The sequence below is a fragment of the Aeromonas sp. PS2Canimalfood6 genome, assembly GCF_048276795.1.
Lineage (GTDB): Bacteria > Pseudomonadota > Gammaproteobacteria > Enterobacterales > Aeromonadaceae > Aeromonas > Aeromonas caviae.
Genome location: NZ_JBLUXC010000020.1, coordinates 1 through 13,308 on the forward strand (window position 1 = coordinate 1; position 13,308 = coordinate 13,308).

Below are 13,308 nucleotides of genomic sequence, written 5' to 3' on the forward strand. Positions count from 1 at the left end.
ACTTTGCGGGCTCTTGCGGCGGAGCACCGTTGGAGGTGATCAAGCAATACATTCAAAACCAGCGGGGCTGACGCCCCGGCGAAATTCCCCTCCCACCTACGTCGGAGGGAGTCCCCTTTCGCATTTAAGATGGGGCCCTAGCCCCATCAGTGTCGTGCCTTTCTTTAAATCCCTGCACAAATATCACCAGATACTAATGAGAAAGTTCAACGCGAACCCTATCAAGACAGCGAAGAAACTGAACGCCATGAAGGTGTCCAGGTCATCGCGACTGGACTTACTGAAACACCAACACCCTGCAGCAAAGGGGATCAGGGCCAGCGTAAAGCTGAAACTGAACGCTTTCAGCGCCACCACCATCATTACCAACGCGAACAGTATCCACATGGCCTGGGTCCCTATAGGTTAAGGCCCTAGCTTACCCCTAACACAGAGGCTCAGCCAGGGCCGCTATTCTCCCTTACTCCCAGTTCTCCCTGTTCTTGTTTACCGCCTGATATACAAGGTCGTTGCGGCGGGCCAGCAGCTCGTCAATGCGCCGGCGCTTCTCCTCTGCCGCCATGGTGCGGTCCCGCTGGATCAGCTCAATCTTGTTGCGCACCACTCGTACCTGCTGCTGAGTGCGACTCAGGCTTCGGCGCGACTTCAGGATCCCGCCCTGCTCTTCCAGTAGCTCGTTTGCCTTGTCGGTCAGCCCTTCGCTGCGGTACTGGTCAACGGTGCGTTTGAGCTGATTCACCTCGTTCAGCATCCGGTAGAACTCCTCCATGTGCTGGGTGGACTTTGCAGGGCCAGTGCCGCGATACACCGCTTTCACAAGCGGGATCTCGTCGGCGCGCCAGCTTGCTGACTCACCAGGGCGCGAAGCCCGGATAAGCCCGTCAGCGGCAGCCATCACATAGCTGCCCATGGTGCCCGTGTAGCCGATCAGCAGGTGCTCCAGCTTTTTGGGTGACATACCCAGGGTTTCGCCAAGCTCACGCATCATCAGACTGGTCTGCTCGTTGTAGCGAGCCTCCGCCTGCACTGCGAGGTCCTGCGCGTTCTCGATGGGGATGCCACGGAAGGCATCGTAGTTGAAGTAGGATTCCACCAACGGCTTGACGATCTGCGGCGTGGGGTTGAGCGCGAACGTTTCACCGACCGCCCTGGCTATCGCCTTGCCGAGTTGCGCGCCAGTGTCCTTCCCGCCCATGGCGCGCACCATGCGCTCCGGGATGGTGCCGAACAACACCCCAATCTCGAACGGCTTGGGGATCCGGAAGTGCTGATCGCCGACAAAGAAGTGCCAGTTGGCATCCTTGTCCCAATCCGGCAGCTCTTCGTATCGCTCATCGTCCCAGTTGGCGGCCAGCAGAGCCAGGCTCGCAGCCGTGATCATGCCTGCACGTTTGGCGATGGCGCGCGGGTTGTCTCGCAGTTCGCGGGTCAGCTTGCCTAGACCTTGCACCCGGGCATTGAAGAACGGCAGCAGTTGGGTCATGACCTGCATGGTGCGTGAGGCACCCAGCATGGAGAAATCCATCAGGTCCTTCGACTCGAACGCCGCCTGGGCGTGGCTCTTGCCAGCCTTGATGGCTGCGGCATAGACCGCCTCGCGGTTGGCATTCTCGAAAGCCTCGCCATAGCGGTTGTACTTCTCCCACACATTGGCAACCACGCCCTTTGCCTGAGCGGCGTTGCGGATAATGCTCTTTTCGTAGCGGGCGATTTGCTCGGGCGTCATCCCCTTGCGTCGCAGCGACTTACGCACGGTATCGGCCATCGCCTCTGGGTCATTGCCATTCACGTAGCCGCCCAGGAAGGAGGCTCCGCTGAACATCACATCAATGGTACTGCCGTCCATCGCCAGGGTCTTTTTCACCCCCTTGATGGAGTCGATCACCGGCCTGAAGCCGTCTTTGCTGATCGCCCAGCTGGAGAGTGAGTCGCGCAGGAAGTTGCGCAGCATGAATTCGGGAGATGCAGTGACCCCAGCAGTAAGCAGGCGCTTGGCCTTGGCCGCCACATTGACCATGGCGCCGAACGGCTTGCGGTCGAAGAAGGTCATAGCGCGATAGAGGTCCGGATCCTCAACCCGGATCATGTAGTCCTCCCCCTCCAGCTTGACCATGATCCTGTCTTTGCCATTGGCAAGGGCCTGGTAATCCATCTTGTTTGGCTTCGGAATGACCTCGATGATGCCGGTATCCGCCAGGTTCCAAACCGTCTTCTGGGCCGCCATGTTCTTCATGGACGCGTCGATCAGCTTGGAGGTGGAGGTGAAGATGTTCTCGAGCAGGTCGTTGGTGTTGGCCTCCCCGCCCTTGAGCTTCTTGATGCCGGCGTTCTGGTTGGCAATGCCCTTCGTCTTGAAGGGGGCGATCACGTCGCCGTCATCTGATTCACGGAAGAACGGGATGTACCATTCGCTTTCAAACTCGGCCCGCGCCTCTTTGGTGAAGAGCCCAGCTTCTTGTGCCAGGTCCAGGGTTGCGGCATTGAGGCGGTTCCAGCGGGCTTTGGCATCAAGGAATTTGGCCTCCTTGCCCTTGCCTTGCCCCTTGAGCGCCGCAATGTCATTGGCATCGAGCAGGTTCTCTCTGCCCTGCGCCATCAGCAGTTCCGCCCGGTGACCAGCCATCCAGCCAAGCCAGTTGTGCAGATCAGCTCCCAGGTCGGCAAAGATGCCCAGCAGCGCGTCTTTCTCGCCGGTACCCGCCTTGCGCTGGATCACTCCGTCATTCCACTCCGGCAGACCATAGAGCATGGTCGCCTGCATGGTGGAGGCGGCCCCCGTCGCCATCCGTGCCGCCACATAACCGGAGTCTGCGGCATCAGTAATGCCGGCAGCCTCCTCGGCGTATTTGATGGGGGCCAGCGCGTCGAGCACCTCGGTGTTGGCTTTCTTGATGACGCGATCGATCCATGAGCTGACCACGCCTCGGTCAACTTGACGGAGCTTGTTCAGGCTGGCCTTGGTCTTGTCGATGATGTCGGGCTTGGGGCCCAGGTTGAGCTTCTCCATGGCCGCATCAGCTGCAGTACTGGCCTGGCTCATCTTGATACCGCCTTTCTGGGTTGGCCGCTCGGCTTCCTGGCTGAACTTCTTCCCGCCATCCGGCCCGCTGTCGTCTGGGCCGCTACGCTGCAACTTCTTGCCCAGCCCCTCGATCAGGGAACGCGTCTCCGCGGCGGTAATGCCATCAGGTACAAAGCCGACCGCACGCAGCGCCCGGGTGACCCAGGCCACGACCCGATCCCAGCCACGGCCCCAGGCCCCCTGCTCCAATTCCGCCAGATGAGCCACCACTTCCTCGGCTTTGGTGCCGATGTCCTCGTCGGCGTAATGGGTGTTTACCCAGTCCCACACCGGCTTCATGCTGGGGTCCTTCTGGGACCCGATGAGGCGGCTCATCAGCTTGGTATATTCCCCGTCACCCAGGACGTTGGCCAGGCCATAGTGTGCCAGCACCTCATGGCGCAGGATCTCGCGCATCCGCTTGGGGTCGGAAATGGTGTCCGCAGCAACGTGCAGGGTGCCGGCATCGTCGTCAAACGCGGCGCGGCGGATCAATCCCTCCTTGGCATCCAGCCCGAGGGATTCCTCCAGTTCAGCCTGGGTTGCGTGGATCTGCACATCTATGCCGGAAGCGCCGCGGTACTGCTTGAACCACCCCTTGGTTACCAGCTCAGCCTCCTTGCGAGTCAGGTGTTTAGCAGGTCGCATCCCTTGTGACATGGCTTGCTTGGAGAAGCGGATCCGACCATCGATGGCGTTGGAGATGATCTTGCCCGGGTTGGAGCGCGCACCCACGATGGCCACCAAGCCGTCATGGCCGGCGGCCTTCAGGCGCTGATCCTGCTCCTTCAGGGTCTTGATGAAGTTGGGTGCGTCGATCTTGCCCATGGATTGCAGGTAGCGGGCCAGCTCGGCATTCATGCTCTTGCGCAGACTGGCCAGCAGATTTGGCTGCCCATTGCTCTGGGCGCTGGCGTAGTCGGCGATCATGCCTTTGGCCTTGCCCCATGCGTAGTTGAACGACTCTTTCCCGATCACCTCCTTCGGGCGCAGCTTCTTCAGCTCTCCGCGCAGGGCCGTGATGCGGTCTGACTGGTCTTTGTGGTGGGCGGCTTGGCGGCGGTTCTCGGCGTCCTGGGCGGCGCTGCTCTGGGCCTTGCGACCAGAACGGCCGGTGATCGCCCAGCTCGGGTTTTTGATGCCGTCGCGCATCAGCTTGCGGGCGTTGATGGCCTCCTCATTGGCCCAGGCTTGCACCTCAGCCTCGGCGGCCGCCCTCTGCTCTACCGTGTCCAGTAGGCCGGCATCCTTCAGGTCATTGAGGATCCGCCCCACGCCGGTGCTGATGCCGCTGGCAAAGTTCACGCCCTGGCCCCGGTGGGTGGCTTGGTTGTAGAGGCGTTGCTGCTCCTCGTCGATGGCCGGAATACGGATACTTACCCCGTCCAGCTCGAGGCGCCCCTCGGTTACTCCTCCTGCGCCTTTTGCTGCGCTTGCGTCACCAGATCGCGGAACGCTTGGCGCTGCGCCGTGGTTATTCCGTGCTCCGGCGAGGCCAAAAAGATCGCCGCCGGGCTTGGGTTGGCTGGCTTTTTGCTGGTTGTAGGCGCTGATGGCCTTGAGGGTTTCATTGATCGCTGTCTCCGGGGTTGCAGGGTCCACCGCCGCGCCGAACATGTCGGCGGAAGTGGTCTTGTTGAGCATAGTCAGGATGTCGCCAACCATGCCGGTGATCGCCTTGGCACTGCGGGCACTGGCCGCGATGGCCTGGGCCAGCAGGCTGCCCTCTGGGCTGGTGTCGCCTCCCAGCATATCAGACTGAGCGGCCATTTCTTGCAGGGACTGCCCGCTGCGCTTGGCGCGGGCGATGCTCTCCACTGCCTCGGCGAGGTAGTTGGAGATAACCTTGGCCCGCTCCGGCGAGTGCTGGCGCAACTTGGCCATGCCCACGGCGTTGTTGATCAGGGCGGTAGTGATGTTACGGCCGTCCGCGTCCACTTCGCCGGTGGCCGCATCCAGCAGCCGCTGGTTGTCGTAGCCGTAGGCGAAGATGGCCGCCGTCACCCGCTTGCGGTAGGCATCATTCCACTGCCCGTCCCGGCTCACATAGCTGTTGCTCTGGTTCTCGCCGATGGCAGACAGGAACGCCTGGAGGAATCGGTTGTTCTGGCTCGCCAGTACGTCGCCCCCCTCAGGGATGTTGAGCAGATCCAGCATGTCGTCGGTCAGCTTGCCCGCGTCGGCGCCGGCATCCTCGGCGGCACTGTTCGCCATCTTGGCGTCGATGTTGGAGTCCACCACGAAGTCACGCAGTTGGTCGTCGGTCATGGTGGTGATCCGCTCGCGCACCAGTACGGGCTGCTTCATGGCGCCGATCACGGCCGGGTCGATCCCGAAGTCGGCCGCATTGGCCTCGATGTAGCGGCGGTAAGCGTCGGCGTCACCGCGCTGGTAAGCCTGCCTCAGCCCGATAGAGCGACCGTTTCCACTCTCGACAATGCCGTCACGCACAATCGGCGCGCCCCGGTCGGTCTCCGGGCTGGCGGCCAGGCGTGCCCCGTCCGGCGCGGCGGCGATCTGCCCCACCTGTACCCGATAGGTTTGCTTGCTGCGGTCGCGCGGCTGCAATTGCTGCGGGTAGTCGTGGTTGAGATTGCCCTCAAAGTCGTGAGACGCCACCAGATCGGCAGCCTCCATCACCCGGTATTGCACCTCGACGCTCTGCCCCTTGGGGGTGGCGACCGTCACCCGCTTACCCTCTGGTGACGGCAGCGGCTTGGCCTCATTGGCGGGCTTGTCGATGACAAATATCTTGGTGCGTACATCGGTGGGGTTGAGCGACGCCTTGAATGACCCCTCCGGCATCGCCTGCTCACTGCCACCCAGCCCGTCAAACCACTCACGGAAGGCTTTGTTCTTGTTGTTTTGGCGATCCCCGGCGGTGGCGGACACAATGGCCACCAATCGCCCGCCCGGCTTGAGGTGGTCATAAGCATGGCGCACATGGTCAACATCCATGTCACCAGAGAACGGCGGGTTCATCACCACGGCGTCATAAGACTGGGCCGGGGTGGTGGCCATAAAGTCGCTACCCACCAGACCAAACCCTTTCGCCTGCAATATCTCGCGCAGGTCGCCAGCCAGCTCCACCGCATCGACCTTGGCCCCGGCAGCGCGCGCCGCCTCGGCCAACATGCCATGTCCGGCGGACGGCTCCAGCACCGTCATGCCCGGCTCAATCCCGGCCAGCGCCACCAGATCGGCGGCGTGACTTTCAGGGGTCGGGAAGAAGTCGATAAAGGCATTACGGTTACCGACCAGCTTGCGCTTGAGCGCGACCATCTTCTCGGCCAAGGGGTCGCGCGGCACGGCCTGCTTTTTCAACCAGGCTTGCAGGCGGGCCAGCTCACGCAGGGCGGCGCGCAACTCGGTATGATTGGTAATGCCCATTCGCTCCAGGCGGCTGTAGCCGCCAATCTGCTCCTTGACCGCCTTGGCGTCGTAGTCGCTGACCCCGCTGGTGTAGGCTTTGAGTTTGGCGATAAGCTCAGGATCGGTAATGGAAACCGTCTTGCTGTCACGATTGATCGCCGCATTGACCAGCGCCATGATCTTGGCCCCGGCCTGCTTGAAGCCGCTTGCCCCTTGCATCTTGGTTGCCACATCTTTGAGGTTGCGGGCGAAGTAATCCATGCCGGGCATTTGCGCCCCTTCTGCCATCATCTCCGGGGTGGCCTTGGCAGACCAACGTTCCCGGCCATCCTCGGTGCGCTCAATCATCCCCTGACTGGTCAGCGCCTCGCGGCGAGCTGGCGGCAAATTCCACAAGCTGCGGCTTAGCGCGTGGTTTAGCTCGGTCAACTGGGTGCCGTTAGCCAGGTTGCGCAGGTAAGTCACCTCGCCAGACTCAATCCCATCGGCAATGGCATCGAGCAACCCGGCAAAGTGCAACTCACTTTCAGCATTGGCGCGGGCGTTGGCGGCCTCGGTCATGCGCTTGTTGGTGTTCTCCTTGCGCTCGGCATTGAGTGCGGCGGTGGCCTTGTCACGCAATGTCTTGGCACGGGTGCGCAGGGTCTCGACCTGCTTGCTCTTGCTGTTGTCTTGGTCGGGGTCGGTTACCTCGGTGGGGGCTGCCTCGGCAGACGGGGCTGCACTGGCAGCCCCATGACCGGTCAACCAACCACGAAACTCGGTGGCCTTGGCCTCATCCTTGAACTGAAAGCCCGGCACGGCGCCACCGACCTTGTAAGAGGAATACCAGCCGCCCAGCTTTTTGGCGTGCGCGTTGATCTGGTTATAGGTGTCGCGGTCAACCCGGTCGCCCATTTGCACCACAAAGAGGTCTTCCCCGCTCTTGGTGTGCTTGGTTTTGATAATGTCGCCGCTGGCGGTCGGGGTCACGGCGGTGGCAGCCTTCACCTCGTTGGCCTGATCCCGCTTGTCCAGATTGCTGGCGGCGATCAAATCCTCATAGCGGGCGCGCTGCTCAGGGGTCAGCTTGTCCAGCGAGCGGTATTTCAGGAAGGTCTTGAACTGCTCAAGGGTCTGCGGGTCGCGCAGCGCCTCCTTGGTGGCGGCCAACTCGGCATCGCGCTTGGCCACGTCCGCCCGCTGCTTGTTGACGAACTGCTGATACCGCTCAGGGGTGAGGCCATCCAGCGCCTTGGCGACTCGCTCTTCGATACTCTGTCTGGCGCCGCCGATGGCATAGGTCTCGCTGATGGTATTGCCATCACCATTGGCAGCCCAGCGCAGATCACCGATCAGCTGGTTGTATGCGGCCTCGACCACGACGGCCTTTTTGTCATTTTTGTAGCGGGCAGCATTGAAGCGGCTCATCTGATCAAGCAAATCCTGCTTGGTTTTCTTTTCCAGCTCAGCCCGCAGGGAGGGGGCGTTATCCAGAGCGGAACGGCTCATCGCTTGAAATTCAGAAAACTCCATCTCGCCAGAGAACAGGCGACGCTTCGCGGCGTGGTAATCCGTTGCGCTCTTGGCGCCGCGCCAGTCGTTGGCTGGCTCGATCTGCTGCGACTTGGCTCCCGACCCCGCGGTATCGCGGTCGCGGCGCATCTTCATGTAAACGCCAAGGCGCAAGCGTTCCTCACCAACCTGGCGAGCACCTTCATTGGATACAGCAGCCCCAGTGCGGCGGCCGCCATTGCCGTTGAACTCGCCAGAGCCTGATTTTTGCAAATCGCCAACCTCGCCACCAAGTCGCTGGTACTCTGCTTCAAGCTCGGGAGTTGACATCTTTCCGTAGCGGCGATCCATTTCACTAAACAGCTCTGCGTCTGCCTGTGCGAACCGCTCATCCCTGGTGGGCACTGGCTCGCCTTTGGATACTGCCTTGCGGTATGCCTCCTCGGCACGCTCAATGGCGGCCTCCTTGGTGTTGGCAGTAAACCAGCCTGCGCCTACTGCAGAACGATACTTCCAGTGCCCGCCATGCTCTTTTAGCAGGTCGCGATCTCGCAGCTCTTCCTCGCCAATACGGCCAGAAACAGCAGCCCCGGCATCTGTGGCCGGGGCTGTCAGTGTTGGGTCATTTTGCTGCTGTCCATCAGGTACAGGTGGAGCAGGAGTGTTGTCTGCCGGATTTCCGGATCTAGCTCGGTCGGCGAGTCCGGCAACGGCTGGTCCAGCGCCTGCTGCAGCCGGTTCGCCTGCGCCAGGCTGATCGCGTTGTCCTTCACTGCTGATTGCAGGTACTGGGGTAACTGGCTCATTGCTCACCTCTGTCTTGGGTTGCTTGACGGGGATCACCTCGCGGTATCCGGTATCGATGGCTGGTGCTAGTTGGCTGGCCTCGCCCGCGGTGGCAGACGGCGCCGGAACTGTTTCAGCGCTTACGCTTGCAGCTGGCTGATCAGATGGTTGCCTTATGTCAGCGACATTCGTGTCGTTGACTTGGGACGGGGTTGCTTGCGCGCCGCGCGGGGCCATGCTTGCTACGGCGCTTTTGTCGATAACTACATGCTCTGTCTGGCCGCGCGGGTCGGTGCCGGTGACCACACCATATCCCTGACTCACCAACTCGTTGATGTAGCTTTCAGAAAGGCGGGTAATATCACCCTGCTTGTGCAACACCTTGGTGCCAGGCTTAATCTTGACATCGTACAGGGTGGGCGTGCCGCCCATCATATCGGCGTAGGCTTGCGCTTGGTGCGCGTCCTGCTCGCTGGTGCCATAGAAGCCACCATAGACACGGCCCTTTTTGCCCTGCTTCTGACCACTTGCGCGGACAATCTGAATATCCTGCTCGCTCATGCCTGGATTGCCGGAACCATGAACGATCACCATGCCATTTTGCGCGATCTCAGTCTTTCCGTCTTGGCGATCCTGCTGGGCCGAATTGCTTGACGGTTGCTTGACTCCGCCCTGCTGCGCTTGGGCCTGTTGCACCTCACCGATAGCCGCTACCCCAAAGCCACCTCCATTGAGCGGCACCGGCATCTCCTGGCCCTTGCGGCTGGCCATGGCCGCCTCTTTCTCGGTTGCGAACGGCTTGCCTTTGCGGGTGATTCGGAGTGTCTGGAGCGGGCCAAATACCGAATCGGTGGCACTGCCTGCCTGCTCGATGGACTGCGCCACCGGGCTGCGCGGATCGCGGGTGGACTGCTCGCCCATGCTGGTATCGACCTGATCCCGTGACAGCTTGGGCGGGGTATAGGCGCTATTGCGCGGGTCAGCGCCCGGTGTGCCCCCGGCAAAGAGGGTCTCTGACTGACCGATCTGCAGGGGCTGGTTGTTCAGCTCGCGCTCACGGCGGGCCAGATCGGCGGCCCGTTGCTGCTCGGCGCGCAAGTCATTGCCATAGACCACATTGCGGTGCGGCAACTCGTTACCCACCTCGCGGGCCTCACCCTCAATCACCGCGCCCGGCAGCTCGCCAGCGGGCTTGGTGGAAGATGCCTCTGGCGGCAACACATCCCCCTCCTGCCCGCTCTGCCAGCGGGTACGCTCACCACCTCGGAATTGCGGGCCGGGGCCAGCCTGTTGGTCATCGTGATCCCCAGGTGCGGCCACTGCCTCCCCCTTGGGTTTAGCATTGGCATCGCCCGCAAAGATCACATCCTTGAGCGGCAGGGCTAGGCGCTGGTTCTCCATGGCTACCTGCTGGGCGCTCTTGTTGCCTGCGAACGGGTCAAGCCCGAGCTCGCCAGCCTGAGCTCGCTCATAAAGGCTCTTGCCCTGATCGCCAGCCTTCATCTGGGAGGCAACCAGCTCCTGCACGGTCTGGCCGAACTCACCCGCCAAGGCGCGCTGCACCTCGCTATCAGCAGCCATGCCTTTGAACCGCTCTGCGGTATCGTCGCGGCGCAGGTAGGCCGGCACATCACGCAGCTCGTCAAACTGGCTGGCGCTGGGGCCGAGCGGGGATTGCTCGCCAGATGGTGCAACCACCGGATCGGCCATGGCGTCAGCAGCAGGCGCCAAGTCTGGGTCTGCCGGCGATACAGCGGGGTTCACCTGTACAGGATCACCAGACTCAACAGGCGCTACATCCTCCACAGTGGCGGGATCTACCTGTGCTCCCCCCTCGCTTTCTGGCTGTGACTTGCTGCCGCGCAGCCCTCCCATGCCACCCAGGGCGCCACCGGTACCCATGCCGATCAGGCCGCCCTCGATCGCGCTCGACATGACCCCCTTCATCGGGTCGATATCAGCGGCGGCCACCTCGTTGAGGGATTCGTTGACGGCGTATTGCTGCACCCCCTCCTCCAGGGTTTCGCTGATACCCTCACCTGCCGCCCCCTTGGCAGCACCTTTCAGCACTCCACCGGTGGCCGCCTTGCCAGCCAGCATCTTGAACAGCATGGCATCGCCCATCATGGAGCCCATGGCGGCAGCTCCCCACACCTTGGCGTCGCTCATGGTGGCTCGGCTGGCAACATTGGCAGTCTCCTCCCGGGCCAACGACAGCTTTTCCTCATCAGAGAGGTGTTGCGTCTGCTGATCCTGGTCGATGCGGGTGAATGCCTGGCGGAAGGTATCGCTGCGGGAAAGCTCATCAAAGCTCATGCCCAGCACTGACTCGCGGGTATTCACCCCCGCGCTACCCACCGATCCGGTCGCCCCGGTGGTCACAGCGGCGCCGGTGGCAATTTTGGACACGGCCTTGGCGGCAACCGCTTCGGCTACCTCCTGGGTCGCGCCACGCTTGACCATGGATGCCGTGACAGCGCGGCCGATAGAGGCTTTGGCGGCCACCCCAGTCACCCCGCCAGCGGCGAGTGTCGGTAGCAAAGAGCCAACGCCCTGCGCCATTTTCATCGCCCAGACATCGATATCCCCTGCGCCATCCCCCAGGGTCAACCGGCCTTCTGGCGTTTCATCGACCAGTCGGCGTCCCAGTGCCTCCTTGGCGTCAGCACTCATCCCATCATTCAGAGACTCTGCCCCAGATGCGGCCAGATCGCCTGCACCTGCGACCACATCCAGCAACGGGCTCAGCTTATTGGCCATATTGGCACGAGCCTGTTCCAGGTAGTCGCCCCCCTGCTTCCCGGCATTCTCTTTGCCGAAGTTGCTTGCCTGCCGTGCCAGCTCACCAATGCCGCCCACGAGATCCAGTGCGCCAGCGCCCACCCCACGGGCGACATCGCCCAGGCCGACATCAAGATCACGTTTGGCTACATGCTCGGCTGGTTGGGGTGTTGCAGCCGCTGCGGCAGACAGGCTGCTATCGAGCGAGCTCCAGAAGGGGTCATTACGAGTGTCAGATTGTCGCGGTTGTGGCAGGGCGTCACGCAGTCCAGGTTTGTCCATGGTGTCCTCGGATTTCGAGCAAAAGAAAAGCCCCGAGCGGCGAACCGTTCGGGGCTTTTGAGATGGGGCGATCAGCATGCAGACTGATCGACGATGGAGAGATGCTAACGCTGGGGTGGGTGAAAGGCAACTAGCGGCGTGCCTGAGCCAGGCCCATCGCCTGATAGGCGTTGGCCTCGGTGTCTCTCAGTCGATTAGCTGTGACCACCGCCTGCTCAGCCTGCCTCTGCTTGGCTGCCTGCTGGCGCCAAAGCTCAAAGGCCGTATTCATCTTGGCCGGGGAATCCAGCAGACTGCTCAGTTTGCCATGTTGGTTGGCCTCCTTCACGAACTGCAGGCGCTCTGGATCGCCGCCAGTCCACTCTTTGATAGGGGTACCCGCCTCCTTATCCTCAGCTTTGGAAGTCATGCCGAAGGTGTCGGCCAACGCCGCCTTGCTCTGCTCCAGCTGGGCGTCCAGCGCATCCAGTTGTAAGTCTTTATCCTCTGCGTTGCTGGAAGAGATGCGCGCCCTGTTCTGGCCGTGCTGCTTCTCCAGCTCGGTGACCGCCTTCTTGTAACCCACCTGGTCAGGCCCAGCCGTCAGACCGAGAGAGGTGCGCAACTGATCTGCATTGCCAATCATGTGCTTGGCCAGTGCCGCCCGCTGGTAGGCAGGCTTCAAGGAGTCGTTGATGGGGATGACCTTGGGATGATCATCGGGCGAAGAAGTGCGGTTGTTGGTGACCGGACGCACGGCCTTGCTGCCGTCGTCATAGGTGACTTCCACTCCCAATACCACGCCACGCCCGTCCGGGGTGATCATGATGTTGTTCAACTGCTTGCTGGTGATGGTCTTGCCGCTTTCCGGATCGATGTCGCCCACGCCTTTGCTGACCTCATCCTGATAGAGGGTGCCGGCCGCCTTGATGAAGTCAGGGTTATTGACGGCAGCGTGCCCCTCGGGCGTAGTTGGATCCAGTTTTCCTTCCTGCGCCTGGCGCACCAGGTTGCCCGCATAGGTGACAAAAGTCTTGCCAGCCTCGGCGTAGTCCTGCTGCAGATAGCGCTCCGGATTGAATGAGCCTGCGCGCGGGTCGCGCACCACGCTCCAGAATTGCTGGCCCGGGTCTTTGCCTTCGGTCACAGCCTGCCAGCCAGACTGGATAATCGGCAGGTTCTCCTGCTGGAAAAGCTGCTTGTCCCGCAGTGTCTTTTGCCACTCATACTCCTGCTGCTGCCGAGCTTCCTGTGCCGCCGCTCGCCGTTCAGCAGCACCGGCTCGCGCCTCTGACGCCTTCATCTGCCGCTCGGTGAGGGCGAACTGCTTGTCATACTTGGCATCCGCCAGCTTATCGCGCCCCTCGCGGTACGCCAGCTCGCTCTGGTAGCGCTCATCTGCCACTTTCTGCCGCTCCTGCTCGTTCTGCCACATGGCATCTCGCAGGCCCATGGCCTTATCCATCCGCTCATCTTCTTTCTGGCCCCGCTGGTAGCGGTCCATGGTGTTGAAGCCAGCCAGAAAACCTTCCGCCAATCCCGATACGCTCATC

At 61.8% G+C, this 13,308-nt stretch carries 3 protein-coding genes and 1 pseudogene; 1 reads left to right on the forward strand and 3 read right to left on the reverse strand.

Annotation, left to right across the window (positions count from 1 at the left end; all coding sequences use genetic code 11):
- Positions 1-71, forward strand: a pseudogene (locus ACNPAA_RS10360) (IS200/IS605 family transposase); the annotation flags it as partial.
- 112 nt (positions 72-183) lie between these two features.
- Here the strand turns inward: ACNPAA_RS10360 and ACNPAA_RS10365 are convergent.
- The 3 genes from ACNPAA_RS10365 to ACNPAA_RS10375 all read right to left on the reverse strand — a co-directional run bounded on the left by ACNPAA_RS10365 (position 184) and on the right by ACNPAA_RS10375 (position 13,307).
- Positions 184-387: a hypothetical protein gene (locus tag ACNPAA_RS10365; protein WP_270835507.1), complete on the reverse strand. Its 204-nt coding sequence runs from the start codon at positions 385-387 to the stop codon at positions 184-186.
- A 73-nt stretch (positions 388-460) separates the two neighbouring features.
- A complete protein-coding gene (locus ACNPAA_RS10370; protein ID WP_417891756.1) occupies positions 461-11,776 on the reverse strand; it encodes an LPD38 domain-containing protein in 11,316 nt (3,771 codons plus the stop codon).
- Positions 11,777-11,906: 130 nt separating this feature from the next.
- Positions 11,907-13,307, reverse strand: a complete 1,401-nt coding sequence (locus ACNPAA_RS10375; protein ID WP_417891731.1) for a hypothetical protein — start codon at positions 13,305-13,307, stop codon at positions 11,907-11,909.
- Position 13,308: the final 1 nt, after the last annotated feature.